The sequence below is a fragment of the Dyadobacter sp. CY343 genome, assembly GCF_021390335.1.
Classification (GTDB): domain Bacteria; phylum Bacteroidota; class Bacteroidia; order Cytophagales; family Spirosomataceae; genus Dyadobacter.
The window spans coordinates 775,557-802,382 of record NZ_JAJUXK010000004.1; the positions used below are offsets into that span (position 1 = coordinate 775,557).

23 protein-coding genes are annotated in these 26,826 nt (G+C 46.3%); 16 read left to right on the forward strand and 7 right to left on the reverse strand.

The window, feature by feature from the left end; genetic code table 11:
* Positions 1–2: 2 nt before the first annotated feature.
* On the reverse strand, positions 3–1,373 hold the full coding sequence (radA, locus tag LZG94_RS15305; RefSeq protein WP_233792723.1) for a DNA repair protein RadA: 1,371 nt from the start codon (positions 1,371–1,373) through the stop codon (positions 3–5).
* 165 nt (positions 1,374–1,538) lie between these two features.
* On the opposite strand from radA, the gene LZG94_RS15310 reads away from it, so the two are divergent.
* On the forward strand, positions 1,539–2,249 hold the full coding sequence (locus LZG94_RS15310) for a porin family protein (protein WP_233792724.1): 711 nt from the start codon (positions 1,539–1,541) through the stop codon (positions 2,247–2,249).
* 172 nt (positions 2,250–2,421) lie between these two features.
* On the opposite strand, the gene LZG94_RS15315 is transcribed toward LZG94_RS15310, so the two are convergent.
* Positions 2,422–2,820 (reverse strand): LytTR family DNA-binding domain-containing protein, encoded by a 399-nt coding sequence (locus LZG94_RS15315; protein WP_233792725.1) that lies wholly within the window; start codon positions 2,818–2,820, stop codon positions 2,422–2,424.
* A 341-nt stretch (positions 2,821–3,161) separates the two neighbouring features.
* Between LZG94_RS15315 and pheS the strand changes: the two genes are divergently transcribed.
* On the forward strand, positions 3,162–4,202 hold the full coding sequence (gene pheS, locus LZG94_RS15320) for a phenylalanine--tRNA ligase subunit alpha (protein WP_233792726.1): 1,041 nt from the start codon (positions 3,162–3,164) through the stop codon (positions 4,200–4,202).
* Between the two features lie 40 nt (positions 4,203–4,242).
* On the opposite strand, the gene LZG94_RS15325 is transcribed toward pheS, so the two are convergent.
* Both LZG94_RS15325 and LZG94_RS15330 read right to left on the reverse strand, forming a co-directional pair.
* On the reverse strand, positions 4,243–4,974 hold the full coding sequence (locus LZG94_RS15325) for an esterase family protein (RefSeq protein ID WP_233792727.1): 732 nt from the start codon (positions 4,972–4,974) through the stop codon (positions 4,243–4,245).
* 120 nt (positions 4,975–5,094) lie between these two features.
* Positions 5,095–6,525, reverse strand: a complete 1,431-nt coding sequence (locus LZG94_RS15330; protein WP_233792728.1) for a circularly permuted type 2 ATP-grasp protein — start codon at positions 6,523–6,525, stop codon at positions 5,095–5,097.
* Positions 6,526–6,878: 353 nt separating this feature from the next.
* On the opposite strand from LZG94_RS15330, the gene LZG94_RS15335 reads away from it, so the two are divergent.
* From LZG94_RS15335 to LZG94_RS15345, 3 genes are all read left to right on the forward strand, one after another.
* Positions 6,879–8,426: a DUF5723 family protein gene (locus tag LZG94_RS15335; protein WP_233792729.1), complete on the forward strand. Its 1,548-nt coding sequence runs from the start codon at positions 6,879–6,881 to the stop codon at positions 8,424–8,426.
* Between the two features lie 77 nt (positions 8,427–8,503).
* Positions 8,504–8,899 carry a peptide-methionine (R)-S-oxide reductase MsrB gene (gene msrB, locus LZG94_RS15340; RefSeq protein WP_215234577.1) on the forward strand — a complete coding sequence of 132 codons (396 nt, stop codon included), beginning with the start codon at positions 8,504–8,506 and terminating at the stop codon, positions 8,897–8,899.
* A 78-nt stretch (positions 8,900–8,977) separates the two neighbouring features.
* Positions 8,978–11,524: a penicillin-binding protein 1A gene (locus LZG94_RS15345; protein ID WP_233792730.1), complete on the forward strand. Its 2,547-nt coding sequence runs from the start codon at positions 8,978–8,980 to the stop codon at positions 11,522–11,524.
* Between the two features lie 117 nt (positions 11,525–11,641).
* On the opposite strand, the gene LZG94_RS15350 is transcribed toward LZG94_RS15345, so the two are convergent.
* A complete protein-coding gene (locus LZG94_RS15350; protein ID WP_233792731.1) occupies positions 11,642–13,417 on the reverse strand; it encodes an ABC transporter ATP-binding protein in 1,776 nt (591 codons plus the stop codon).
* Between the two features lie 138 nt (positions 13,418–13,555).
* Between LZG94_RS15350 and LZG94_RS15355 the strand changes: the two genes are divergently transcribed.
* The 8 genes from LZG94_RS15355 to LZG94_RS15390 all read left to right on the forward strand — a co-directional run bounded on the left by LZG94_RS15355 (position 13,556) and on the right by LZG94_RS15390 (position 21,463).
* A complete protein-coding gene (locus LZG94_RS15355; RefSeq protein ID WP_233792732.1) occupies positions 13,556–14,116 on the forward strand; it encodes a DUF4126 domain-containing protein in 561 nt (186 codons plus the stop codon).
* A complete protein-coding gene (locus tag LZG94_RS15360; protein WP_233792733.1) occupies positions 14,113–15,039 on the forward strand; it encodes an AraC family transcriptional regulator in 927 nt (308 codons plus the stop codon). Before LZG94_RS15355 ends, LZG94_RS15360 begins: the two co-directional genes overlap by 4 nt.
* 87 nt (positions 15,040–15,126) lie before the next feature.
* Positions 15,127–16,509 carry a glycosyl hydrolase gene (locus LZG94_RS15365; protein WP_233792734.1) on the forward strand — a complete coding sequence of 461 codons (1,383 nt, stop codon included), beginning with the start codon at positions 15,127–15,129 and terminating at the stop codon, positions 16,507–16,509.
* A 155-nt stretch (positions 16,510–16,664) separates the two neighbouring features.
* Positions 16,665–17,489 carry a sugar phosphate isomerase/epimerase gene (locus tag LZG94_RS15370; RefSeq protein ID WP_233792735.1) on the forward strand — a complete coding sequence of 275 codons (825 nt, stop codon included), beginning with the start codon at positions 16,665–16,667 and terminating at the stop codon, positions 17,487–17,489.
* 41 nt (positions 17,490–17,530) lie between these two features.
* On the forward strand, positions 17,531–18,676 hold the full coding sequence (locus LZG94_RS15375; protein WP_233792736.1) for a Gfo/Idh/MocA family protein: 1,146 nt from the start codon (positions 17,531–17,533) through the stop codon (positions 18,674–18,676).
* Positions 18,673–19,443, forward strand: coding sequence for a 3-ketoacyl-ACP reductase (locus LZG94_RS15380; protein WP_233792737.1), 771 nt, complete (start codon positions 18,673–18,675; stop codon positions 19,441–19,443). The genes LZG94_RS15375 and LZG94_RS15380 overlap by 4 nt, the downstream gene beginning before the upstream one ends.
* 98 nt (positions 19,444–19,541) lie before the next feature.
* On the forward strand, positions 19,542–20,783 hold the full coding sequence (locus tag LZG94_RS15385) for an MFS transporter (protein ID WP_233792738.1): 1,242 nt from the start codon (positions 19,542–19,544) through the stop codon (positions 20,781–20,783).
* A 302-nt stretch (positions 20,784–21,085) separates the two neighbouring features.
* Positions 21,086–21,463 (forward strand): hypothetical protein, encoded by a 378-nt coding sequence (locus LZG94_RS15390; RefSeq protein ID WP_233792739.1) that lies wholly within the window; start codon positions 21,086–21,088, stop codon positions 21,461–21,463.
* Between the two features lie 87 nt (positions 21,464–21,550).
* Here LZG94_RS15390 and LZG94_RS15395 read toward each other — a convergent pair whose 3' ends face one another.
* Both LZG94_RS15395 and LZG94_RS15400 read right to left on the reverse strand, forming a co-directional pair.
* Complete coding sequence (locus LZG94_RS15395) at positions 21,551–22,543, reverse strand: UDP-glucuronic acid decarboxylase family protein (protein ID WP_233792740.1); 993 nt, start codon at positions 22,541–22,543, stop codon at positions 21,551–21,553.
* Between the two features lie 36 nt (positions 22,544–22,579).
* Positions 22,580–23,896: a UDP-glucose/GDP-mannose dehydrogenase family protein gene (locus tag LZG94_RS15400; RefSeq protein WP_233792741.1), complete on the reverse strand. Its 1,317-nt coding sequence runs from the start codon at positions 23,894–23,896 to the stop codon at positions 22,580–22,582.
* 211 nt (positions 23,897–24,107) lie between these two features.
* Here LZG94_RS15400 and LZG94_RS15405 point away from each other — a divergent pair, with 211 nt between their 5' ends.
* The 3 genes from LZG94_RS15405 (at position 24,108) to LZG94_RS15415 (ending at position 26,750) form a co-directional block, all read left to right on the forward strand.
* Positions 24,108–25,274 (forward strand): acyl-CoA dehydrogenase family protein, encoded by a 1,167-nt coding sequence (locus LZG94_RS15405; protein WP_233792742.1) that lies wholly within the window; start codon positions 24,108–24,110, stop codon positions 25,272–25,274.
* 122 nt (positions 25,275–25,396) lie between these two features.
* Entirely contained in the window at positions 25,397–26,314 is a 918-nt protein-coding gene (locus LZG94_RS15410) for an SPFH domain-containing protein (RefSeq protein WP_233792743.1), read from the forward strand.
* A 1-nt stretch (position 26,315) separates the two neighbouring features.
* The gene (locus tag LZG94_RS15415) at positions 26,316–26,750 is read left to right on the forward strand and encodes an NfeD family protein (RefSeq protein ID WP_215234563.1); all 435 of its coding nucleotides are present in this window, start codon (positions 26,316–26,318) and stop codon (positions 26,748–26,750) included.
* Positions 26,751–26,826: the final 76 nt, after the last annotated feature.

Here is a 26,826-nt window from a genome sequence, read left to right on the forward strand (position 1 = left end):
TCCTAGTTCAGGAAAAGCGACATGAAAAGCTGGTCCAAATGGGCTACCGGAATAATTTCAATGCTGTTTCTTTTCAGATCCAGACCTTTGCTATTGTATTTCGAAATATAGATTTTTTTAAAACCCAGCTTTTCAGCTTCGGAAATGCGGTTTTCAATGCGATTTACGGCCCTGACTTCGCCTCCTAACCCTACTTCCGCAGCAAAACTGATCGAAGGCGGAATGTATTTATCTTCATAAGACGAAACCAGAGAAGCGACTACGGCGAGGTCGATAGCAGGATCCTCCACTTTTAAACCGCCCGCTACATTCAGGAATACATCCTGTGTGCCTAATCTGAAACCTCCCCTTTTTTCGAGCACGGCGAGTAACATTTGCAATCGTTTGGCGTCGTAGCCGGTGCTGCTTCGCTGCGGCGTTCCATAGGTTGCAACGCTTACAAGTGACTGAATTTCAATCAAAAGTGGCCGGTTACCTTCCATCATCGAACCGATTGCGATGCCGCTGACGGGTTCGTCGCGCTGGGAGATCAGGATCTCTGAAGGGTTACTGACCTGCCGGAGTCCCGATCCGTGCATTTCGTAAATACCGAGCTCAGAAGTGCTGCCGAAGCGGTTTTTCGCAGTACGTAAAATACGGTAAGTATTGTGCCGGTCGCCTTCGAATTGCAAGACTGTATCGACCATATGTTCCAGGACTTTGGGCCCGGCAATGGAACCATCTTTGGTAATATGCCCGATCAGGAACACCGGAACGCCCATTTCTTTGGCATACTTCATGAATTCAGCCGTGCATTCGCGCACCTGCGAAACGCTGCCGGCCCCGGACTCGATGAAGGTTGACTGCATTGTTTGTATCGAATCGATGATCAAAACATCCGGCTTGAAGTCGTCGATCTGGCGGAAGATGTTTTGAGTGTGTGTTTCGGTGAGAATAAAGCAGTTTTCGCTTTTGACCGACATCCGTTCAGCTCGCATTTTGATCTGCTGGTCCGACTCTTCGCCGGAAACGTACAGCACTTTTTTATTAGCAAGTGTCAACGCGATTTGCAGCATCAGCGTGGATTTGCCGATACCGGGCTCGCCGCCAATCAACACCAATGAACCTTGCACAATCCCGCCTCCGAGTACCCGGTTCAGCTCGTGGTCAGAAGTTGTGATCCTTGGCTCATTCTGGTATTCGATCTCGGCAATTGCTCGCGGTCGGCTGGCCAGGTTGACAGACTTCCAGGCAACGGCGGTTTTTGGATCTTCCTTTTCAATTACCTCCTGAACGAAAGTATTCCATTCTCCGCAGGATGGACATCTTCCGACCCATTTGGGTGAATTATACCCGCATTCTTGACAGAAGTAGGCAGTCTTGGCTTTGGCCATAATAGAATAATCTAATTTATAATTATATGCTGATTAACGAATAATGCAGACTTTTACCTGAATATTTGGATGTTTCTACCACAAAATCAAAAAAAATATAGGTAAGGTATAGTTTTTTATTTTTTGGCGTTATTATCCGGTTTTACTTAAATAATGATATTATCCATGAACACACTGACAAAAGTAGCTTGTATTTGTTTGTTATGCATTGCAGCGGTCGGGTCGGCACAGGCACAGAAAAAAGGGTTTGCATTTGGGATCAAAGGAGGCGTAAACCTTTCGCGCTTAACCATGGGAGATGTTTTTACGACGCGTTACGACGATGCCGGCAATCCCTATCTGGGATATAACGGCCAGGAGGTGAAAGACAATTTAAAACAAAGCTTTAATACAAAAACAGGTGCAGTAGGTGGGGTTTATGCAAGGTTTGGCCGCACGCTTTTTATCCAGCCGGAAGTGTTGGTTTCTACAAAAGGCGGCTCCTTTGATATTATCGAAATGGGCAAGGAACAGCCGGTTACTAAAACAGTTAATATTAAATACAGCAATATCGATGTGCCTTTACTGATTGGTCTGAAAGGCGGACCTTTCCGGATTTTGGCTGGGCCGGTAACTTCGTTCCGTATCGGCGATAATCAGAAATTGAGGGATGCTTTTAAATACTACACATCAGATCTCAACAATTCTTTATCTCAGGCAACATTCGGTTACCAACTGGGCGCCGGCCTTGATCTGGGGAGTTTTAGTCTGGACGTAAGAAAGGAAGGTTCCTTTACCAATATAGCTTCATTCGAAACGAGCGGCGCAAATACCAGTGGCGATGTGAAGCAGAAGATCAGTTCCTGGCAGGTGACGCTGGGGATCAAGTTGTTTTAATTTTGAATGAGTGAATGAGTGAATATTAAGTCATTCACTCATTCACTCATTCACTAATTCACTAATTTACTCATTCACTCATTCACTCATTGCCCTTAAACAAAACGAGCAGCCTTCGATCAAGCGATGGCTGCTGTTTTTATGAATAACCCACTAATTTAATTCACAAGATCTATGCGCTGATTTGGAGCGAAGTGTGATCCAGAAATCCGGAAACCTCTTTGATCTTTCTTCTCGAAACCGCTACTTCTTTACCACAGGATAATTTCAGCATTCTGTCATCTTCCATTCTTTCAACGATGTAATCGGCATTCACTAAATATGATTTGTGAACGCGCATGAAATTTGGATTGAGCAGCTCAGCCAACGACTTTAAAGTTTTGGATACCAGATACTTCTTTCCGGTGTTCGTATATATAAATGTATAGTTTCCTTCACCTTCCAGGAAAGTGATTACGTCGGGAGTCAAATAGATGGTGCGGCCCATTGATTGTACTGAAATTGAAGAACGGCTGTCGCTGTAAGTCCTTTCAACCAAGTTGGTGCGGGTAAATGGTGTGTAATTTTTCATGGGAACGTATGACTAATATGTTTGATTGGTTGATTCAAAATTAGTCAATAGTGCACCTCAAATAAAATACGTAAAAGTACGTATGAAAATATAATAGTCTCAATATCAATTATTTACGTTTTATTCAAAAAGCAGAAAGCGTAACCGACCTTAGCAAAATGCGTAATTTTACGTAGTCCAAAAAACGTCGCTTGCAGGAAAAAATTGACTAAAAACGGTACGTAGCTATCGTCACCATTTAATGCACCTCCTAACTTTGATTATCTTTGAATGCATTTTGTCGCCCTGCTCAGCTCGGAGTGGCAATTTTGAGTATCGTTACCACCAATAATCAATGCGTTATGATTACCGAAAAGGTAAAGGAATTAGTATCCGAAATTGAGGCGGCCTCAGTAACCAGCAAAGAGCAGCTGGAAGCATTCAGGTTGAAATATATCAGTAAAAAAGGTGCGGTAACCGAGCTTTTTGACGGACTTAAAAATATTCCCCAGGAGGATCGCCGCGCAGTTGGCCAGGAATTGAATACACTTAAAAACCTGGCGCAGAATCGTTTTCAGGAATTTTCTGCGACGCTTGAAAATACAGAAACGGCAAATCCGGAAATGCTTATTGACCTTACGCTGCCGGTTGCTCCCCATTTGCAAGGCAGCCTGCATCCGCTGACTATTGTGCGGCGCAGGATCATTGAGATTTTCGAGCGAATGGGCTTTAACGTTTCCTACGGACCGGAAATTGAAAAGGACTGGTACAATTTCAGCGCATTGAATTTTGCCGATAACCACCCTGCGCGCGAAATGCAGGATACTTTCTTTATATCGAAAAGTGAAGGTGAAGTAAAGGACGATGTGCTGCTGCGGACGCACACCTCGAACGTTCAGGTGCGGTTAATGGAAAAACAAAAGCCACCGATCCGCTCCATTATGCCGGGAAGGGTCTTCCGGAACGAGGCGATTTCAGCGCGCGCGCACTGCGTTTTTCACCAGGTGGAAGGTTTGTATGTTGATAAAAATGTGAGTTTTAAGGATCTTAAAGACACTTTGTACCACTTCGCCAAGGAAATGTTTGGCAAAGATTCCAAGATCCGGTTACGCCCCTCTTACTTTCCGTTTACAGAGCCGAGTGCGGAAATTGACGTAACGTGTTTTATATGTAAAGGAAAAGGCTGCAATGTATGCAAATACAGTGGCTGGGTAGAGATCGCAGGTTCGGGTATGGTTGATCCAAATGTGCTTGAAAATTGCGGGATCGATAGTGAAGAATATACCGGATTTGCATTCGGAATGGGCATCGAGCGGATTACGATGCTGCGGTACGGGATCAATGATCTCCGGTTATTTACAGAAAATGATGTACGCTTCCTGCGGCAATTCGAAGGAGCTTAATAAAAAAAGGGGCAGCCAAACACTGCCCCTTTTTCATAAATCAAAATCTTGTTTCCAGGTAATGTGGAAGCATTTTTCTCCAAACCCACCATTCGTGCGGCATATCGTTGCCCCAGATATCCAGTTCGTGCGGAACATTTTTAGAGGCCAGGATCGCAGAAATATGCTTCGAGTAATCCGGCACTTCATAGGCACCTGAGCCTGTCACAAAATGAATGTGGCGACTATCCCTGTACATAGACAAATGCCACTCTGCTTTTAATTGCGGCAAATAGTGCACCGGCGAGTTGAAATACACATTATCATCATAATATCCGTCCGTGTAAACGCTCAGGTCATAACAGCCGCTCATCGCGATGATGCCGTTGATATAATCCGGGTGCTTGAAAAATAGGTTTGCTGCGTGCATTGCACCAAAAGAAGCACCGCCTGCAATGATTTCGTTATTTGGGCTTGTACTTTCCTTAATAAAGGGTATTACCTCTTTAATTACATAATCATTAAACAGCTGGTGCCTCACAGCCTTCTCATATCCGCTCATATATGGATTCAGCCAGCTTTCCGAATTAATACTGTTGATGCAGTAAACTTTTACTTTCCCTGCATCAATAAAAGGTCGGATACTCTCAATTAATCCGTTTTGTTCATATTCCAGATAGTCGGAAGCGGCGGTAGGAATCAGCAAAAGCGCAAATCCGTAGTGTCCGTAAACTGCAATATTCATGTGTTCGTTAAGCGCCGGACTAAACCAACCGGTGACCTCGCGTTGCATCGTTTTTTAGCATTTAAGTTACTGAATTCTATTTATTTAGGCATATTTAGTAAATCGATGTCAATGAAATTTTCATTAACCCTCATCACAAACAGCCTGCCAGTAACTGCTCATGATAAGTCAATACAAAACCCAGGTATCCTTGCCCCCGCCACCTTGTGACGAGTTTACAACCAGAGACCCTTTACGCAACGCAACTCTCGTTAATCCACCTGGAATGACACTGATATCATCTCCATACAGGATGTAAGGCCGCAGATCCACGTGCCTTCCTTCTGCATGCCCCTCGATCATACACGGAACGCGCGACAACGAAATAGTGGGCTGCGCGATATAATTCCGGGGATTATCACGAATTTTTTGTCTGAAAAGCTCGTGCTCCTCTTCCGTCGCTTTCGGGCCGATCAGCATTCCGTAGCCTCCTGCTTCGTTGGCTTCTTTTACAACCAATTGCGCGATATTTTCGATCACATAATTGAAATCTTCTTCTTCGCCGCAAATGTAAGTCTGCACGTTCGGGATGATCGCCTCTTCGTTCAGGTAGTATTTGATGATCCGTGGAACATAAGCATACACTACTTTATCGTCAGCCACGCCCGTTCCCGGAGCATTGGCGAGCGCTACCCTTCCTTTTTTATACACTTCAAATATCCCCGGAATACCGATCAGTGAGTCTGGATTGAATGCCTCCGGATCCATAAAAGTATCGTCTATACGACGATAGATTACGTCCACGATCTGCAAACCGTTGGTAGTCCGCATTTTCACATAACCGTCAGAAACAACCAGATCCCGCGCATCCACGAGCTCCACACCCATTTGTTGGGCGAGGTATGAATGTTCGAAATAGGCGGAATTATATATCCCCGGCGTAAGTACAGCCACAGTTGGGTTGGGGCGATCGGCGAGGTGTTGCAGCATTTGCAGCAACCGGGTAGGATAATCAGATACCGGTCGAACACCTGTTCTTGCCAATACATCAGGAAAAATCTGTTTTGACAACTCCCTGTTTTCAAGCATATACGAAACCCCGGAAGGACAGCGCAGGTTATCTTCCAAAACCATAAAAGTACCATCGTCGCCTTTGATCAGGTCAGTTCCGGTAATGTGGCACCAGATTCCTTTGGGTGGTTTCAGGCCGAGACAAGGTTTCAAAAAGCATTTGCTCGATTCGATCAGCTCGCGTGGAACAACTCCGTCGTTGAGGATATTCTGTTCATTGTAAACATCGTCAATAAACATATTCAATGCCTTGATGCGCTGTTTCAGCCCTTTTTCAAGCCACTCCCACTCTGCATTGGACAGCACACGCGGGATAATATCGATCGGCATGATCCGCTCCGTTCCCTCTCCCTCAGAATATACATTAAATGTGATCCCCATCGAAAGCAGTGCACGCTCGGTAGCAAGCTGCCTGTTCGTGAGGTCATCATGTGTCAGATTTTCGAATTTGCTTTTCAAATGTTCATAGCCGGGACGGATCTGTCCCTCTGGTGAAAACATTTCGTCAAAGAAATTTTCGCTTTGATAATTTGAAAATGAAAAATTCATACAATACAAAATTTGAATAAGTCTATACCCGAGTTTATCAAAACAATATATGGTCAATGTTTCAATTAACAAAACGATCAAAAGATCGAGCGTGCGTCCAATCTGACGTTGGGCCGCCGGTAAAGCACTTATTGTATGCTGGCAGTTTTCGAATTATTGAACACTACCTATTTTATCTTAGTATTATCTTATACGCTACTCCTAAGGCAGGATTTCAGAGTTCACTAAAATCATGCCGCTTCCCGGGAACAATAAATCACTTATTCCTAAAAACATTCGTTGCAACTCCGTGCAGTTCAGCTTTTCTTTGTACACTAATATAAAATTCCTTTATTCAACGTTTTCTAGTGACTATGCCCAAAAGTTTATTACTCACGTTCATCATTGTACTGGGAGCGGCCTGCAAAGGCCTGACTCAGCATATGCCGGGCGTTGCCATGGGAAACTTTGCGGGTACTCAGGCACTCTACCATAACCCGGCCTTCGTGGCTGACAGCCGGTATTCGGTTTACGTAAATTTTGTCGGTTCCCAGTTTTATACCGGCAACAATCACGTCAAATACGCAGCTCCATTTTCCTTTCTGAGCTTGATCACCAATACGGTCGACGATCAATACAGAACCGAAAGAGGCGTTTTACGCTTCCCGCGCGCCTATTTGACAGAAAGGTTGAATGGTAATTCCAAATACATAAATGCAGGAGGAGATACCCGGCTTCCGTCAATTATGTTCAATATATTGAAAGGAAGGGCCGGGATCGGAATTGCTACGCGGGCACGTTATATCCTGAATGCTTCGCAGCTTACCGAACCAATGGCGCGACTGATCAGCAAAACGGCGCAGCTGGAAGAATTACAGGGTCAGACTTTTCAGAACCAGTCAGGGCAGCTGCATTTCAATGGATTAGGGGAAATAGCCCTGACTTTCGGAGGAATCGCCCTCGATAATGAGACCGAATTTATCAAGGTTGGTTTTACGGTTAAAAGGCTGATCGGACTGTATAATGCGCACGCGATCGTAGAAAGTTCAAGCTACGATTTGCAGCCGGACCAGGCTTATGAAAATCGCCGCCAGTTTATCAATGTACAGGAAGCCAATGTCAAATACGCGATTACACGTGACGAAGGTTTTCAGAATATCAAGCCTTCGCCTGCCTGGCTTCTGGGCGGCGCGCCTCCTGGCAGCGGCTGGGGATTTGATATTGGGGCTGTTTACGAATACCGGCCCAACATCAATAAATACACTTATACCGAGAAAGGCGAGCGGAAAAGGGATGCTTCCAAAAACAAATATCTGTACCGCGTAGCAGTTTCGCTGACCGATATCGGGCGCGTACATTTCAAAAATCCTTCCTACATTTTGCAGCAGGAAACGCGTACTGTCAATAAGGAGTTTCGCTACGATTCGTTCCAGAAGCTGGAAGGATCGGAGGGGCTTTTCAATGCGATCAACTCGTCGCTCGACGGCGGCGCACCTATTGCTCCTAATTTTAAGTCGGGATTACCGATGGCATTTCAGGCAAGTGTGGATTATCATGTAAAGGAAAAAATCTACGTGAGCGGACTCTGGGTTCAAAATCTGATCTCCCAGGGTGCATTCGGGATGAAAGCTGAATCGTATATTGGTGTAACACCCAGGATTGAGCATAAATGGTACGAATTGTCGGTCCCGGTTTCGCTCATGAACAGGTACAGATCGCCCGCAATCGGGCTTGTAGGACGCGCAGGGCCGCTTTGGATCGGTACCGACCATCTTACGGGACTTTTGAATATTGGCAACCCGAAAGCATTTAACCTGTATTTCGGTCTCTCGGCTGGCTTGTTCAGAAGATCGCCGGAATCGCCCAATCAATGCTGGCCCCGGGAAGATTCGTGGTTGCGGCGCATCTTTACTAAACGATAAATAGTGCCACTGCGTTATTAGTTGGATACGGTACAATTTTTCCGGTACCAGACATATCTTCAAAACTTTAAGTAAAAATGAGAGAGATACAAAAGACAAAAGAAGAGTGGCAACAGGAACTGACAGGCCAGCAGTGTTTTGTTCTTTTTGAAAAAGGAACTGAGCGGCCATTCTCACACCCTTATAATGACAATAAAGAAAAAGGGACCTATGTTTGCGCAGCTTGCGGAACGCCGTTGTTCAGCTCTGAGACCAAATATGAATCAGGTTCAGGTTGGCCAAGTTTCTTTCAGCCTATTGCAAAGGAAAATGTAGAAGAGATCGTGGACAAAACACACGGAATGGTCCGGACGGAAGTTGTTTGCAGAACTTGCGGCGGACATTTGGGACACGTTTTCAGTGACGGCCCAAAACCAACCGGACTCCGGTATTGCATGAATGGCGCCGCATTGAAATTTGATAAAGCCGAATAACATTAACCTCAAAAGCCGGACTCAGTCAGAAATGTCCGGCTTTTCTTATCTTTGAATTCTTACGAACCATAACGTTTGATGCAAGTTATCCGATCGTTTTTTAATAAAATAAGGGCAGTATTCAGATTCATTGCCTCCCTCATCAACCGTATTGCATACAAGCTTACATCGCTTTTTACAGGTAAAAAACGCGCTGACAGATTATTCCAATCTTACCGGGACAAGAAGAGATCGCTAAACGATTGGTGGGAAAGAAATGTGGATACAAAATCGCCTTTCTACCGCCCGGTGATGATCATCTGGAAAACATTCGCTTATGGGTTCGTAGCACTTGCACTTTATATCTTTTCTGTCGAAACCAATTTCCTGTACCTTATGGGCAGCATGCCCAGCGTAGAAGACCTTCAAAATCCCAAAGTAGCCCAGTCTTCTGAGATATATACTTCCGACGGTGTGATGATCGGCAAGTTTTATACTGAAAACCGCACGCCGGTCACCTCTAAAATGATCTCGCCAAACCTCGTGAATGCATTGATCGCGACAGAGGACGTTCGTTTTTACAAACATTCGGGTATTGATTACAAAGCAATGGCCAGCGTGGCGATTGGCATTGCAACGGGCGCTACGGACCGTGGAGGCGGTAGTACCATTACGCAACAGCTAGCTAAAAAGCTATTTAAAACCAGAAGATCGGGCGCGCGCGGCTTGCTGAGCTATATTCCGGGATTCAGTATATTAATTTATAAAACAAAAGAGTGGCTGACTGCCATTAAGCTGGAAAGGAACTTCACGAAAGAAGAGATCCTGACGATGTATTTCAATACCGTCGACTACGGAAATAATACTTACGGGATCAACACAGCGGCGCAATCCTATTTCAGTAAGTCGCCGGATAGTCTCAATGTACAGGAGGCGGCGGTTTTGGTTGGTTTGCAGAAGGCGACAACGACTTATAACCCGATTCGGAATATCAAACGCTCGCAGGAACGCCGGAATGTGGTGATCGGGCAAATGCAGAAATATGGTTATCTCAGCCCCAAGGAAGCCGATTCGCTCAGCGCATTGCCCATTGAGCTGAAAACCAAATTTGAAACTCCCTACGACGGAAATGCCAATTATTTCAAGAATGCAGTAGTGGATTTTGTAAAAAAATGGGGCGACGAGCAGGGATATGATCTTTATACCGACGGCCTGAAAATATACACCACCATCGATTCGCGCATGCAGGAAGCTGCTGAGGAAGCGATGACGCAGAAAATGAAGCAGTTGCAGCGCGTTTTTGAAGAACACTGGCGCAACCAGAATCCATGGGTTGACGAGCAGGGAAAAGAGATTACCGACTTTTTACCAACCGTAGTAAAACGCACCAGCAAATACAGATCGCTCGCAGCGAAATTCCCGAACAACCCGGACAGCATCACATATTATTTGAATAAGAAAGACACGATGACCGTCTACGACTGGAAGAATAGCGGCGAGATGAAAAAGTACTGGAGTTCGATGGATTCTTTGGATTACTACAAACGGATCCTGCGTGCCGGAATGATGGCGATGAACCCGCAAAGTGGCCAGATCAAAGCGTGGGTAGGTGGTTTGGATTACAACTACTTCAAATACGATGCGGTAAAGCAAGGAAAGAGGCAGCCCGGCTCGACCTTTAAATCGTTCGTATACACCGCGGCGATCGACGATTCTACATTCAATATGTCTCCCTGCGACGAGATCGTCGACAAGCCGTTTGAAAAAATATATATGGAGGACGGTGAGCAGAAAGAATGGCGGCCGCGCAATGCAACCGGCACCTACACTTATGCAAGCATGACGCTGCGCAGGGCGCTCGCACAGTCAATAAACTCGGTTACCGCCGAGCTGACCGACCAGATCGGAGCTGATAATGTGGCGCGTTATGCCAAGAAAATGGGTATCACTACGCCGCTGAAAGGACTTCCTTCAATCGGTTTGGGACCTTTTGATGTGTCCCTTTATGATATGGTCGCAGCTTACAGCGTATTTGTGAACAATGGTACTTATACAAAGCCGATCCTGGTGACAAAAATTGAAGACAGTAACGGTAAGGTAATAGAGGAATTCCAGGCAGAGCACCGCCAGGCAATACGCCCGGAAACTGCATTTCTGATGACACAAATGCTGAAAGCAGGTGTGGAAGAGCCGGGGGGAACTTCGGGCAGTATCCGCTGGAAATTTGATGTGACCAAAAACAGGAACGAACTGGGCGGAAAAACGGGTACAACCTCCAACAACTCTGACGGCTGGTTTATGTGCATCACGCGCGACCTCGTTGTGGGAGCCTGGGTAGGCGGCGACGACAGAAGCATTCACTTTCGGACAACGAATCTGGGAGAAGGCGCAAAAACGGCGCTACCTATTGTGGGTAGTTTTCTGGAAAAAATATACAGGGATAAGTCGCTGGCTTACGAAACGGGACCATTTCCAAAACCGAGTTTCAAGATCGAGAAAAACTACAACTGCCCGACACTTTACCTGCCGAGCATGAGCGATTCACTGGGTATTGAAGGTGATAGTACCCCGGCCGGAAGAAGCGCCGAAGACGAATTCCTGATCGGGCCGCCGCCGATTCCGCTGGATACCGGGCGGAGGAATTAAGGGGTTAGCATGCTTGTCAGCCTGAGCGCATCTGTCAGCCTGAGCGCAGCCGAAGGCACGTGCCTTCGACTGCGCTCAGGCTGACAGACCCTTGTTGGTGTTGTCACCAACAACTAGCTAAATGGTACCAATCTTGTGAACTTCTTTATACTGCATTCGATAAAGATTGGCGTAGAAACCTTCTTTTTCAAGCAACTGCTCGTGGTTTCCTTCCTCGACGATCTGCCCTTTGTCAACGACAATGATCTTGTCGGCTTCTTGGATCGTCGATAACCTGTGCGCGATAACGATCGCAGTCCGGCCTTTCATGAGTGTTTCGATCGCGTGCTGGATCAGCTCTTCCGTCTCGCTATCTACCGAGCTCGTCGCTTCATCCAAAACGATGATCTTAGGTTCGTGAACCATTGCCCGCACGAAAGAGATAAGCTGACGCTGGCCAACAGAAAGCGTCGCGCCGCGCTCCATTACATTATAAGTGTAGCCACCGGGCAGTCTTTCAATGAAATCGTGCACGCCAACCAGCTTAGCCGCTTCCACTATCTTTTCATGTGTAATGGAAGAATCTCCCAGGCGGATATTGTTTTCAATCGTATCCGAAAAGAGGAAAACATCCTGTAACACAATCCCGATATGCCGGCGAAGTGCATTCAATTCGAACTCGTGCACTTCTACCCCATCTACATAGATATTGCCTTTGTTTATATCGTAAAACCGGGTCAGCAGATTGATAATGGAAGACTTACCGGCGCCAGTCGCTCCCACAAGTGCGATCGTTTCACCTTCCTTTACACTGAAATTGATATCCTTTAATACATACTCCTCGTGATTATAGGCGAACCAGACGTTTTTAAAGTCGACATTACCTTTGATCAGCGGCGGATCATAAGTGCCCTCGTTGGAGGTATATTCTTCGCTGTCGAGTACTTTCAAAATACGGTCTGTGCTCACGATCCCCATTTGCAGCGTATTAAAACGGTCGGCAAGCTGGCGGATCGGGCGGAAGAAGAGGTTGATAAACATCACAAATGCAGTTACCGTACCAAACGTCACCTCACTTTCAAGTATCTGCTTTGATCCGTACCACACTACCAAACCGGTACCTGCAGCAGCGATCACATCGGCAACCGGGAAATAGATAGAGTAATACAAGATTGACCGGATGTTCGCATTGCGGTGCACTTTATTGATCTCCCGAAATTTTTTATACTCAATATCCTCACTGCTGAAAATCTGCACAATGCCCATTCCCGTCAAATGCTCCTGAACAAACGAGTTCAGATTAGAAACAGCCGCCCGCACTTCATTGAATGAGTCTTTGATTTTTTCCTTAAAAATGTAGGTACAGATCAGCATCAGCGGAATCATCGACAAGCTGATCAGAGACAATTTCCAGTCCATATAAAACATGACCGCGATGATCAGGATCAGTTGCAAAATATCTCCCGCAATAGCCGCCATGCCGTCGCTGAATACATTCGAAAGTGTTTCCACGTCTGAAATCGTGCGGGTTACCAGTCGCCCTATCGGTGTATTGTCGAAAAATTTCAACCGCAAACCGATGATCTTCTGGTAAAGCTCTACGCGAATATCCCGGATAATGTATTGCCCCAGCCAGCCCGACATATAGGTATTCCAGAATTGAGCAATACCCTGAAAAATCGTCACGATCACCATTACGATCAGCATGATAGTCAGCTGCTTGTAGTCGCCGGTAGCAATCGGAGTATCAATTGTATATTTTATTAAAACCGGAGTAAGCGGCGCAAGGAGGGCATTCAATAAAATAATTCCGATCAGCAGATAAAACTGCTTTTCATAGGGACGAACGAAAGTATATAAACGTCTTAATGTAGGTAGATCGAATATCTGGCCGCTTTTGGTTTCCTGATTCACCTGGTATTGGTTTGGATTGGTTCTTGACTGGTGTTCTTGGTCAACAAAGTAAAACTAAAAAATGTCACCAACGATTTGAAAAAACTGCCCTGCCGGGTGTATCTTTCTGAATACCTGCATCGTATCATCACAAACTGAATGGAGCTGTTTCTAAGTATTTGTCTGGGGATCGGCCTCAGCGCGAGCTGCGGTTTCAGGGTATTTATGCCAATGCTCCTCGCCAATATCGCGGCTATGAACGGTTGGATCACACCGGGAGAGCAGTTCGCCTGGCTCACAACCTGGCCAGCTTTTTTTGCGCTTCTGAGCGCCACTATCCTCGAAATAGGCGGTTATTACATTCCTTTCGTCGACAATCTGCTTGATACAATTGCAACCCCGGCGGCGGTGATCGCGGGCACTCTCCTAACTACGTCCGTCATCGAGATCGACAGCCCGGTGATCCATTGGGGCCTCGGACTGATCATCGGCGGCGGCACGGCAGGCATTGTCCAGCTCGGGACCGGCGCATTGCGGTTATTATCTTCCAAAACGACTGCCGGGCTAGGAAATCCGGTTGTCTCGACCGCAGAGAATGTCGCGTCCTTCACTATTTCAGGACTCGCTATTTTCCTCCCGATTATTGCAATTGCGCTGGTAGGTTTGCTGTTTTTCTGGCTTTTCAAGAAACTGTCGAAATTGAAAAAACGCAGCTCATGATTCCAGTGTCAGACGCAATACCTATTCATTCACTGCCGAAAACACCCAGTCAGGTTCCTGCATTAAAGATATTCCGATTTAAAAACAGCATTGAGATCAACCGCGAGGCCGCAATCCCGCTGCCCATTACTCCCCTGCCTACCGACACCCCGCACCGCCACACTTATTATGAGATTCTTTTTGTGGAAGAAGGTCAGGGTTTTCATGAGATCGATTTTCACTCTTACACAGTCCAGGGAGCGGATGTACATTTTCTGACGCCCGGACAGGTGCATTTGCTTACTTTTTCCAGTTCTTTCCAAGGCTTCATCGTCGCATTTTCCGAAGATTTTTACACGTTTTATAATCCCGTTGGTCAACCGCTTTCGCAGCTGCCTTTTTTCCAGCCAGCGCGTCGACAACCTATTATTACACTATCTGACACCGAGAAACGCTATTTCCATAATATCCTGGAAAATATGGTTTCCGACCACTTGAACGAAGACGCGGATCAGGCATTGATTGGGAAATATTTAGGTGTGTTTTTACAAAAATGCGCATTGTTGAGTCAGCGCAATGTGCAGCCGGAAGACGCAGGAACACAGACACTTCCTGAACTCGTGGGCAGGTTCCAGGAGTTAGTGGAAAAGAATTTCCGGCAAATGCATGAGGTACAGCAATATGCAAATGCGCTGGCAGTATCTCCCGACTATTTAAGTAAAATCACCAAAAAATACCTTGGTACCCCTTCGCAGGAATATATTCTTGACAAACTGCTGCTCGAAGCAAAACGCTTGTTGGTCTTTACCAGTTTGAGCAGCAAGGAAATAGCCTACCATATTCACCTCGACGACCCTTCCTATTTCAGCCGGATATTTAAAAAGAAAACCGGACTTACCCCAAACGAATACCGGGATCAAGTACGGAAAAGTACCATCCATTAGCCGATTTGTACCTTGATCTGACTTTTTGGCCATTATATCTTTGTATTATCCTATATTTAAAATACTAAATAATACTATCCGGATATTATGCAGATTAGGAACGACCTTACCGCCGCGGCGCTTCAACCAAAAATCGAAAAACTCTGGCAGCTTTCCGCCGAGAAAATCGACCTCATCAACAAGGAATACGACAACTCGAAAGGCACGCCCGTATTTACCGTCAATGGAAAATACACGCTCAGGGGCTGGACAGAATGGACGCAGGGGTTTCAATATGGCGCGGAAGTTTTGCAGTTTGATGCAACCGGCGATACTACTTATTTGGAATCTGCCAAAAAGAATACCGTCAATTATATGGCCTCACACGTAGGCCACTTTGGGGTTCATGATCACGGTTTCAACAATGTAAGTACTTATGGCAATCTTTTGAGGTTGATGAATGAAGGTCGCATTGCGGAAAGTGGCTGGGAGCGCAACTTTTATGAAATTGCTTTAAAAATATCGGGAGCTGTGCAGGCAAAGCGCTGGACCAACACTAAAAATGGCCAGGGTTATATCCACTCTTTTAACGGACCGCATTCTTTATTTGTTGATACGATCCGCTCGGTTCGTGCATTGATGGTTTCGCATTTAATGGGGCACAGCTTAATGGGGGAAAATGATATCAAAACCAGCCTGCTCGAACGAGGCACCTTGCATTCTATCGCTACTGCCAGCTATTCAGTCTACTACGGCGAAGGCCGCGACAGCTACGATCTGTGGGGACGCACGGCGCACGAAAGCGTTTTTAATACCAATGACGGCAATTACCGCTGCCCCAACTCCCAGCAAGGGTTTTCAGGCTTCACAACCTGGACACGCGGACTAGCCTGGGCAATGGTCGGTTTCGCAGAGCAACTGGAATCGCTTTCCAGCTTTAAAAATGAAGAACTTGCTCCACTGGGCGGCCGGGAGGAAATTGAAAAGATATATTTAAAGGCCGCCAAAGCTACCTGCGACTTTTACATTGAAAATACAGCAGCCGACGGAATACCTTACTGGGATACCGGCGCGCCGCAAATCCACAAACTCGGCGATTACACAACCCGTACCTCTGATCCTTACAATGACTTCGAGCCAATCGACAGCTCAGCCGCTGCAATCGGTGCGCAAGGTTTGTTGAGACTGGGTAAATACCTGGAAGCAAAAGGTCAGCAGGAAGAAGGTAAAAAATACTGGCAGGCGGGCTTAACCGCAGTCGATTCGCTTTTCGCCGAGCCCTATTTATCTACCGATCCAACTCACCAGGGACTCATTTTGCATTCGATCTACCACCGCCCAAATGGCTGGGATAATGTACCCGCAGGTCAGAAAATACCCTGCGGCGAATCGAGCATGTGGGGAGATTACCACGCTAGAGAAGTTGCGCTTTATCTCCACCGGATTAATGAAGGGTTGCCTTATTATAGTTATCTGGGAGCAGTGAAATGAGTGGACTGGTGGGTTAGGTCATTGGTTGTCATTAATCGTCATTGATTGTCATTAATTGTAAATATTGTTGAACAATAAATGACCATTAGTGACCACACGTGACAACAAATGACTCGGATTCTTACCGTGCTTAACAAATCAAAGGATATTCAAAATTGGAAAACATAACACTCGACCGCTGCTGCATTCATTCTATTACTACGAAGCCCTGGGAACTTTCGGAGGCGGTGGAGAAGTATGCGGCGGCTGGGGTCAAAGGAATAAGCGTCTGGCAGAGTTCAATAGAACGGATCGGTCCTCGACATGCCGGAGAGCTGATCCGGGCTGCCGGACTTGAAATCGTTTCCTACGTGCGCGGCGGTTTTTTTCCGCATGCGAGCAGCGCAGGCAGAGCGCAGGCGATCGATCATAATAAAAAACTGCTTGAAGAAGCCGCAGCTTTGGGCGCGCCGATGATCGTACTTGTTTGCGGAGCCTCGCCCGATCAGTCCCTCGAAAAGTCGCGGGAGCAGATCAAAGAAGGTATTCAGGCGATATTGCCGCTTGCCGAAAAACTGAATGTAAAACTGGCCATCGAGCCGCTGCATCCCATGTATGCCGCCGACCGCTCGGCGATTAATACCCTGGCGCAGGCGAATGATCTGGCGGAGTACTTCAAATCACCTTTCGTCGGAGTTGCCGTGGACGTTTACCACTTGTGGTGGGACGGAGATCTAGAAAGAGAAATTGCAAGATGCGGCGCAAATGGCAACTTACTAGCCTATCACGTCTGCGACTGGAAAGTGAATACCATCGATCTCCTCAACGACCGCGGCTTGATGGGCGAAGGCTGCATTGACCTGAAAAAGATCAGAAGCTGGGTGGAAGCGACAGGATTCAATGGATTTTGTGAAGTAGAAATATTTTCAAATATCCACTGGGCCAAAGACCAGAACATTTTCCTGAAAGAGATCACAAATGCATTTTTGAAAACAGTATAAAAGACTAACTGCTAATAGCTAACAGCCAAAAGCTTACTACAATGACTACACATAACATCGGCATTATCATGAACGGCGTAACCGGCCGCATGGGAACGAACCAGCATTTACTGCGCTCGATCAAAGCAATAAGAGAACAAGGTGGTGTAAAGATTTCGGCGGACGAAGTGATCATGCCGGACCCTATTCTGGTGGGCAGGAACGAATCCAAATTGCAGGCACTTTGCAAGCAATCGGGCGTACAGAAGTACACCACCGACCTGGATTCAATATTATCCGACCCCAATTATCACATTTATTTCGACGCTCAGGTTACAGGCCGCCGCGCTGCTGCGGTGAAGAAAGCGATTTTGGCAGGAAAGCATATTTATTGTGAAAAACCGACCGGTACTACTACCGAGGAAGCATTGGAGCTGTATGAACTGGCGACAGCTGCTGGTTTAAAAAACGGTGTGGTCCAAGATAAACTCTGGCTGCCGGGAATGCTGAAATTAAAGCGTTTAATGGAAAACGGATTTTTCGGAAAGATCCTTTCCGTGCGCGGCGAATTCGGCTACTGGGTTTTCGAAGGGCACAGTATCCCTGCCCAGCGGCCTTCGTGGAATTATCGTAAGGAAGATGACGGCGGTATTATCGTAGATATGCTCTGCCACTGGCGATATGTACTGGATAACCTTTTTGGAAAAGTCAAATCAGTTTCCTGCCTTGGTGCCACACATATTCCGGAGCGTATCGACGAAAATGGTAACCCATACAAAGCAACAGCCGACGATGCCTGCTACGCGACTTTCGAGCTGGAAGGCGACGTGATCGCGCAATTCAACTCCTCATGGACAGTACGCGTGCGCCGCGACGACCTTTTGACATTACAGGTCGACGGAACGCACGGTTCGGCAGTGGCCGGCTTGCGCGATTGCCATATTCAGCATTACGGAAACACGCCAAAGCCAGTCTGGAACCCGGATATCGCACAACCAATTCCATTTTTTGACGGCTGGTCTAAAGTACCTGAGCAAGAATTATTTGATAATGCATTCAAGGCACAGTGGGAGCTTTTCTTGAAACATATTGTAAAGGATACCCCATTCCCCTGGGATCTGAAAGCAGGTGCAAGAGGCGTACAATTGGCGGAAAAAGGTTTGGAAAGCTGGGCAAAACGCGCCTGGGTTGATATTGAGGAACTATGAAAAAGACCGCTCTGATTACGGGAGGAAGCCGCGGAATTGGTTTTGGTATTGCAAAAGCATTGGCCAAAGAAGGGTATAACCTGGCGATCAACGGCGTACGCGATGAAGATAGCGTTACCGAAGCGTTGGACGAACTGAGAAGCATTGGCGCTGAAGTAGTTTACTGCCAGGGAAGTATTGCCTCAGCCGCTGACCGTGAGGAAATTATTGAAAAAGCATATTCTGTTCTTGGGGAGATCAATATTCTGGTTAATAACGCGGGAATCGCTCCGCGCGTGCGGCTTGACATTCTTGAAACTACCATTGAGAATTATGAGGAAGTAATGACGACCAACTTGCAGGGACCGTTTTTCTTCACGCAGGCTATTGCAAGAAGAATGGCGCATACCAAGCAGACTAACCACGCTTTCGAAGCGACGATCATTTTTGTAACGTCCATTTCAGCGACGGTCGCTTCTGTGAATCGTGGAGAATACTGCGTTTCGAAGGCGGGACTGGCGATGACAAATCTGCTTTTTGCCGTGAGAATGGCCGAATTTAATATCCCCGTTTTCGAAATCCGGCCAGGCATTATATCGACAGATATGACATTCAAAGTCCAGGAAAAATACGATAACCTGTTCCAGAGCGGCATTGCATTACAGCCCCGCTGGGGCACCCCCGACGACGTAGGTAAAGCGGTAGCCTCCTTAACCCGGGGCGATTTCCCCTACTCCACCGGCCAGGTGATCGGTGTGGACGGAGGGATGCTGATTGATAGATTGTGATTGGGCTATTAGCTGTTAGCTATTAGCTTTTAAGTATTGTCTTTGATAATTATTCACAATAGCTAAAGGCTAACTGCTAATAGCTAAAAGCTCCCAAAATGTCCGAACTTCCTACTTCCCGTCCTTCTCTTTTTTCGCAGCTAATGCAAGTGCCGGTTATCGTGGCGGCGCTGGGTTACCTGGTCGATATGTACGACCTGTTTTTATTTAGCGTAGTGCGCGTTCCGAGTTTGAAAGCCTTGAATGTGCCCGATGATCAGTTACTTACCGAAGGAATTACCCTGCTCAATTATCAAATGGCCGGTATGCTGATCGGTGGCGTTTTGTGGGGAGTTATTGCAGATAAAAAAGGCCGCCTTTCGGTACTTTTTGGTTCAATTATCATGTATTCCCTCGCCAATATCGGTAATGGTTTCGTCACCTCGCTCGACCAATATGCAATCCTTCGCTTTATTGCTGGCGTGGGTCTTGCGGGCGAGCTTGGGGCCGGTATTACGTTGGTAACAGAGGTGCTGCCCAAGGAAATACGCGGCTATGGAACTACGCTGGTCGCGACACTTGGCGTAATGGGGGCTATTCTCGCCTATTTTGTCGCAGATATGTTCGCCTGGCGGATCTCCTATTTCGTGGGCGGTGGAATGGGCTTGTTACTGCTGGTGCTGCGGTTCAATGTATTTGAGTCCGGGATGTTCAAGCACGTGAAGGAAAAGGCGGTGGACCGGGGTAATATTATGATGATCCTGACCAACGGAAAGCGATTCGGCAAATATATGATGGCGATCCTGGTTGGGCTGCCGATCTGGTTTGTGGTCGGGATCCTGATCACTTTTTCCCCAGAATTCGGCGCAGCAAAAGGTATTATAGGGATAAATGCAGGAAAAGCGGTAATGATCGCATTTTCGGGACAAGTAGGCGGGGATATTGTGAGTGGGTTATTAAGTCAGTATCTAAAAAGCAGAAAGAAGGTGATCCGGCTTTTTATTCTCCTTTCACTGGCGATGGTAGTAGGGTATCTGTTGATCCCGATGACAGATCTTTTCTCATTTTACCTGCTCTGCGGGCTACTTGGCTTCTGCAATGGATACTGGACTTTGTTTATCACCATCGCAGCCGAGCTTTTCGGGACCAACCTACGCGCAACCGTCGCGACTACGGTACCGAACTTTGTACGCGGCGCCACAATTCCGTTGGCGGCATTGTTCGTCAGCTTCAAACCTGATCTGGGCGTAATCCAAAGTGCGCTGGTAATCGGCGTTGCTACTTCTGCGGTAGCCTTATTAGCCTTGTATTATTTGGAGGAAACATTCACAAAAGACATGGACTTTATCGAGAAAGAATAGTTCCGGCAAATAATTGTCTTACCAATAAATGGCTGTCTGCATCGCGGACGGCCATTTTTTTTAACAGTTATTAACAAACAGACGTGCAACTTTCAGCTCGCACAGACATCATTAGATCAAAAATAAGTCCGCATCATTTAACCACTCAATTACTCATGAAAGATATCAACCATTCATTTACCTAAAATCCCCACTCCTGTACTTTGTTATACATAGTACCCGGTTTAGCCGCACCTTTGTTATGTCCTCAGGGACAAAAAAGAAAATCAAACCAAAAACAACAGCCATAAACATAAATAGCCATGAAAACTTCATTCAAAATTTTCGCATTAGCATTCGCATTCGTAGCAGCTGGTTTCACTGCAAACGCAGAAGACAAAGAAACTAAAAAAACAGCCCTGGGAACAGGTATTTATCCAACCAAAGCAGGTAAGATCAACGTTTTGGTAGACAAGAGCAATGCTGACTGCAACACAGTTTTATTGCTTAAAAATGAAAACGGAGATGTCGTATACCGCGAAACAGTTGGTAAAAATCAACAAAAATTCGGTCGCACCCTGAATCTGGATAGCATGGAAGCTGGTCAATACAAACTGGACGTTATCAGCGGAAAAGACGTTCAATCAAAAACTTTCCAACTATCAGAAGAAAAAGTAGAGCGCATTGTGACAGTGAAATAAGTCTTTTTTCAAGCTTAAAACCAAAAAACATCCCGGGCTCTGAATCCCGGGATGTTTTTTTATATCAAGCTAAATTCTGATTGCTGGCTATTTCTCAGCGCTGAATCCTTCAAATCCTCTGTGATTAGCTTCTTCGTAAAGCCTTTCGTTTGGCAGACTGCGGAAGTAGTCGTAAGTAATGCGTAAACCTTCCTCGCGTGAAACTTTCGGCTCCCAGCCTAATATTTCTCTCGCTTTGGTAATGTCTGGCTGGCGTTGTTTCGGATCATCCTGCGGAAGCGGTTTGTAAACCACTTTTTGATTGGTACCTGTCAGTTTGATAATTTCTTCCGCAAACTGACCGATCGTGATCTCACCAGGGTTACCAATGTTGACTGGAAGCGAGTAGTCGCTCATCAACAGACGATAAATACCTTCAACCAGATCATCCACATAACAGAAAGACCGGGTTTGAGATCCGTCACCAAAAACGGTGATATCCTCGCCGCGCAGAGCCTGGCCGATGAATGCCGGAAGTACGCGTCCGTCATTGAGGCGCATTCTTGGTCCATAGGTATTAAATATCCTTACAATCCGCGTTTCCAGATCATGGTAGCGGTGATATGCCATTGTAATTGCTTCCTGGTAGCGCTTCGCTTCGTCGTAGCAACCGCGCGGGCCGATCGGATTCACGTGGCCCCAGTAATCTTCCGTTTGCGGATGTACTAGCGGGTCACCGTAAACTTCCGAAGTAGAGGCAATAATGAACCGCGCTTTTTTCACACGGGCTAGCCCAAGCAGGTTGTGCGTTCCCATAGCTCCAACTTTCAGCGTCTGGATCGGGATTTTAAGGTAGTCGATCGGGCTGGCGGGAGATGCAAAGTGCATGATATAGTCCAGCTCGCCGGGAATATGCACGTATTTGGTAACATCGTGATGATTGAACTCAAAATTAGGGTTCGGCATCAGATGTTCGATATTGCGCATATCGCCTGTAATCAGGTTATCCATTCCGATCACATACATTCCTTCCTTCAAAAACCGTTCGCAAAGATGTGAGCCTAGAAAACCTGCGGCCCCGGTAATTAATACACGTTTCATTAAGAATGAGCTAAGTTTGATTTAAACAATTGTTGATCAGGCCGGTACCACTTTCTCGCGACCGATGCTGTAATAGGTGTAACCCATTTCACGGATCTGATCCAATTCGTAAAGATTTCTTCCGTCAAAAATTACCCGATTTTTAAGCAACTTACCCATTTTCTCAAATTCAGGTGTACGGAACTGCGGCCATTCCGTGAAGATAGCCAGTGCATCCGCATCATCCAGTGCCGCATAAGGTGTGTGGCAGAACGTAACCTTGTCGCCCAATATCGCTTTCACGTTGTTCATCGCCTCCGGATCGTAAACAGTCACATTTGCGCCAGCTGCTAGGAATGCTTCGATATTCTCCAATGCAGGTGCTTCGCGGATATCGTCGGTATAAGGTTTGAAAGCCAATCCCCACACAGCGATCGTTTTACCTTTCAGGTCTCCGCCGAAATATTCTTCGATCATCGGAAGCAATTTCTTCTTCTGATCATCATTTACATCCATTACTGATTGTAGGATGCGGAAGTCGTAGTTATAGTCTTTGGAAGTCTTGGCCAAAGCCTGAACATCTTTCGGGAAGCAGCTTCCGCCGTAACCGATACCTGCAAAAAGGAAACGCTTGCCGATGCGGCTGTCGGTACCAATACCACGACGGATATCATCTACATTCGCGCCTACTTTTTCGCAAAGGTTAGCGATCTCATTCATGAAGGTAATTTTCATGGCAAGGAAAGAGTTGGCCGCATATTTGGTCATTTCAGCTGAACGTTCGTCCATGAAAATAACCGGATTACCCTGTCTTACCAGAGGAGCGTACAATTTCTCCATTACTTTTTTAGCCTTGCTGGAAGTAGTTCCAACCACAACACGATCAGGCTTCATGAAATCTTCAACCGCCACACCTTCTCTCAAAAATTCAGGATTGGATACAACGTCGAAATCAATTTTCGCATTTTTAGCGATCGCCGCGCTTACTTTCTCAGCTGTTCCCACAGGAACAGTACTTTTATCAACGATCACCGCATATTGTTCCAGAATAGGACCCAGATCGTCGGCTACTTTCAATATATATTTAAGGTCGGCAGAACCGTCTTCGCCCGGAGGAGTTGGTAATGCTAGGAAAATAACCTCAGCTCCTTTGATCCCTTCAACAAGGTCAGTAGTAAAAATCAAACGACCTTCCGCAACGTTACGATCGAAAAGCACATCCAATCCCGGCTCGTAGATCGGGATCTCCCCTCTCTGCAACATCTCAACTTTCCTGACATCAATGTCGACACATGTAACCTGGTTGCCTGTTTCGGCGAAGCAAGTACCTGTAACCAAACCAACATAACCTGTTCCTACAACTGCGATTTTCATAAAATGTGATAATTGTTATATAACCTATACCGTGAGTAATTCTAATTAAGTGCTGGATTGGATTTATTCAAGTACGAACAACGCAACCGGTTGCAAAAGTAATTTTTTTCAATGAATGTTCACCGAACGGGCGCCGATTTGTTCGTATATGGCTAGCGTATTTATCTAATTCTCATTATCATTGATTAATTCAAAGATAATCATCAACAATATGGAGACCAGAGATTCAGAGTTAACACACGCGCAAAGAGAAGAGACCTGCAAGCTCATCCAGGAAACCGTACGCGACTTCGCGGCCACACAGATCCGGCCCAACATCAGGGTGTGGGACGAACAGCAATTTTTCCCACGGGAAATCTTCAACCAATTAGGTGATTTGGGTTTAATGGGAATGCTGGTGCCGGAGGAATATGGCGGCTCGGCACTTGGCTACAAAGAGTATGTTACCGCAATCATCGCATTGTCAAAGGTAGATCCGTCAGTCGGGCTGTCTATGGCTGCGCACAACTCGTTGTGTACCAATCACATTTGCATGTTTGGCAATGAAACTCAAAAACAAACCTACTTACCGAAACTGGCAACCGGTGAGTTTGTGGGTGCGTGGGGATTAACCGAACCAAATACCGGCTCGGATGCCGGCAATATGCGTACAACAGCAGTGAGAAGCGGCGACGGATGGATTATTAACGGTTCTAAAAATTTCATTACCAACGGAAAAACGGGCGACGTTACTGTGCTGATCACAAGAACGGGCGAGCCCGGCGACAAACATGGTGCCACCGCATTCATTATTGAAAAAGGCACGAAAGGCTTCACGGCTGGCCGCAAGGAAGATAAGCTAGGAATGCGTGCCTCCGAGACGGTGGAACTGATCTTTGAAGATTGTCACATTCCTGACAGTCAAAGACTCGGTGAGATTGGTGATGGATTTATACAATCCCTGAAAGTGCTCGACGGAGGGAGAATATCAATCGCCGCATTATCAATCGGAACTGCATTGGGCGCCTACGAAGCTGCGCTGGCCTATTCAAAAGAGCGAAAACAATTTGGCAAGTCAATATCTGATTTTCAAGCTATTGCATTCAAGCTCGCGGATATGTATACGGATATTCAGGCTTCTACTTTACTTACATTTCACGCGGGTGATTTAAAAGATGCAGGGCAAAAAGTGACGCTACCGAGTGCTGTCGCTAAATACCATGCTTCCGAAACGGCGGTTCGGGTTGCTAATGAAGCGGTACAGATATTTGGCGGCTATGGATATGTAAAGGATTATCCGGCGGAGAAATTCTACCGCGACAGCAAGCTTTGCACAATAGGTGAAGGAACCAGTGAAATTCAGAAAATGGTAATATCAAAAGAAATATTAAAAGATTAACAACCTGAAACCACCCATCCTCTCAGGTAACCGGCAGGCAACTTTCTCGGGCATTGATACAAGAACCGTTGCAACCCTATCCCGGAATGGCTATTTTCGCATTGAACCTAATCTGACGTGTTATGACGACTTCTCTGATTGTATTGCTGGTGCTCGTGGTTTTAACGGTCCTGATGACCGTCAAGGTAGTCCCGCAACAGACCGCCTATATACTTGAACGATTGGGCAAATTTGATGCAGTACTTCAGCCGGGAATCAATTTCATTATCCCTTTCTTCGACCGGATCGCGTACAAATACACGTTAAAGGAAACCGCAATAGACATTCCGGAGCAGATCTGTATCACAAGGGACAATGTGCAGGTACGGATGGACGGTGTCATTTTTATTCAGGTGATTGATCCTAAAAAAGCGGCTTACGGTATTGCAGATCACTCTTTTGCAGTGATCCAGCTGGCGCAGACCACCATGCGGAGCGAAATAGGAAAACTGGATCTGGACAAAACATTTGAAGAACGTATGACGATCAACCGGGCGGTTGTAGAATCCATCGACGAAGCTGCTATTGGCTGGGGTGTAAAAGTTTTAAGATATGAGATCAAAAATATTACGCCGCCACAAAGCGTTTTGAACGCCATGGAAAAACAAATGCAGGCGGAACGTGAGCGGAGGGCTGTGATCCTGCAATCGGATGGTGAAAAGCAGGCTGCGGTGAATGTGGCGGAAGGCCAGAAACAGAAAGCAGTTTTAGAATCGGAAGGTTTGCGATTACGGCAGATTAATGAAGCGGAAGGAGAAGCTGCCGCACTTCGGTCGGTAGCCGAGGCTACTGCTGAAAGTATCAGGCTTGTGGCAAATGCTATTAATACGCCGGGCGGTCTCGAAGCTGTTCAGTTGAAGGTTGCTGACAATTACGTGGAGCAGTTTGGCAAACTGGCCAAAGCAGGAAATACGCTGATATTGCCGGCTAATTTAGGAGATATCAGTTCCCTGATCGCCACCGCGCTGACTGTTGTTAAATCATCAGAACCGAAAAAATAGTATGGACTTATCGTTGCCACAAATATGGCTTATCGTCGGACTGATTATGCTCCTGGCGGAACTGGTAAGTGTTTTACTGGTATTCGTATTCTTTGCGATCGGAGCTTTGCTGACTTCGTTACTAACCGTGATAGGCATATTGCCCACCACCGAAAGTCAGATCCTCGCATTCTCAGCAATCTCGCTGGTTTCGTTGTTGGTACTCCGCAAACACGCCCGAAAATTGCTTGATCGTACCGGCAACTCGGGTTATACGGAGTTTGTGGGAGAAACAGCGATGGTGATCAAGGATATACCCAACGACGGAGAAGGAAAAATTTACTACCGCGGCGCAGAATGGAAGGCGCTGGCTAATAACCACAGTTCCATTCCGGCCGGAAGTAAGGTAGTAATCAAAAAGACAGAGGGTATTGTTTTGATTGTTGAAGAATCGTGAGCTGTTAGCTATTAGCTGTTAGCCGTTAGCTATTAGCTATTAGTTTTCGCTAAAGGCTAACAGCTAAACGCTAACA

Bases quoted from the DNA above. Each gene is read 5' to 3' on its own strand.
- LZG94_RS15310 (WP_233792724.1), top strand. From the start codon at position 1,539: ATGAACACACTGACAAAAGTAGCTTGTATTTGTTTGTTATGCATTGCA.
- LZG94_RS15345 (WP_233792730.1), top strand. From the start codon at position 8,978: ATGCAAGTTATCCGATCGTTTTTTAATAAAATAAGGGCAGTATTCAGA.
- LZG94_RS15405 (WP_233792742.1), top strand. From the start codon at position 24,108: ATGGAGACCAGAGATTCAGAGTTAACACACGCGCAAAGAGAAGAGACC.
- LZG94_RS15355 (WP_233792732.1), top strand. From the start codon at position 13,556: ATGGAGCTGTTTCTAAGTATTTGTCTGGGGATCGGCCTCAGCGCGAGC.
- LZG94_RS15400 (WP_233792741.1), bottom strand. From the start codon at position 23,896: ATGAAAATCGCAGTTGTAGGAACAGGTTATGTTGGTTTGGTTACAGGT.
- LZG94_RS15380 (WP_233792737.1), top strand. From the start codon at position 18,673: ATGAAAAAGACCGCTCTGATTACGGGAGGAAGCCGCGGAATTGGTTTT.
- LZG94_RS15315 (WP_233792725.1), bottom strand. From the start codon at position 2,820: ATGAAAAATTACACACCATTTACCCGCACCAACTTGGTTGAAAGGACT.
- LZG94_RS15330 (WP_233792728.1), bottom strand. From the start codon at position 6,525: ATGAATTTTTCATTTTCAAATTATCAAAGCGAAAATTTCTTTGACGAA.
- LZG94_RS15390 (WP_233792739.1), top strand. From the start codon at position 21,086: ATGAAAACTTCATTCAAAATTTTCGCATTAGCATTCGCATTCGTAGCA.
- LZG94_RS15395 (WP_233792740.1), bottom strand. From the start codon at position 22,543: ATGAAACGTGTATTAATTACCGGGGCCGCAGGTTTTCTAGGCTCACAT.
- msrB (WP_215234577.1), top strand. From the start codon at position 8,504: ATGAGAGAGATACAAAAGACAAAAGAAGAGTGGCAACAGGAACTGACA.
- LZG94_RS15325 (WP_233792727.1), bottom strand. From the start codon at position 4,974: ATGCAACGCGAGGTCACCGGTTGGTTTAGTCCGGCGCTTAACGAACAC.
- pheS (WP_233792726.1), top strand. From the start codon at position 3,162: ATGATTACCGAAAAGGTAAAGGAATTAGTATCCGAAATTGAGGCGGCC.
- LZG94_RS15335 (WP_233792729.1), top strand. From the start codon at position 6,879: ATGCCCAAAAGTTTATTACTCACGTTCATCATTGTACTGGGAGCGGCC.
- LZG94_RS15410 (WP_233792743.1), top strand. From the start codon at position 25,397: ATGACGACTTCTCTGATTGTATTGCTGGTGCTCGTGGTTTTAACGGTC.
- LZG94_RS15415 (WP_215234563.1), top strand. From the start codon at position 26,316: ATGGACTTATCGTTGCCACAAATATGGCTTATCGTCGGACTGATTATG.
- LZG94_RS15360 (WP_233792733.1), top strand. From the start codon at position 14,113: ATGATTCCAGTGTCAGACGCAATACCTATTCATTCACTGCCGAAAACA.
- LZG94_RS15385 (WP_233792738.1), top strand. From the start codon at position 19,542: ATGTCCGAACTTCCTACTTCCCGTCCTTCTCTTTTTTCGCAGCTAATG.
- LZG94_RS15365 (WP_233792734.1), top strand. From the start codon at position 15,127: ATGCAGATTAGGAACGACCTTACCGCCGCGGCGCTTCAACCAAAAATC.
- LZG94_RS15375 (WP_233792736.1), top strand. From the start codon at position 17,531: ATGACTACACATAACATCGGCATTATCATGAACGGCGTAACCGGCCGC.
- radA (WP_233792723.1), bottom strand. From the start codon at position 1,373: ATGGCCAAAGCCAAGACTGCCTACTTCTGTCAAGAATGCGGGTATAAT.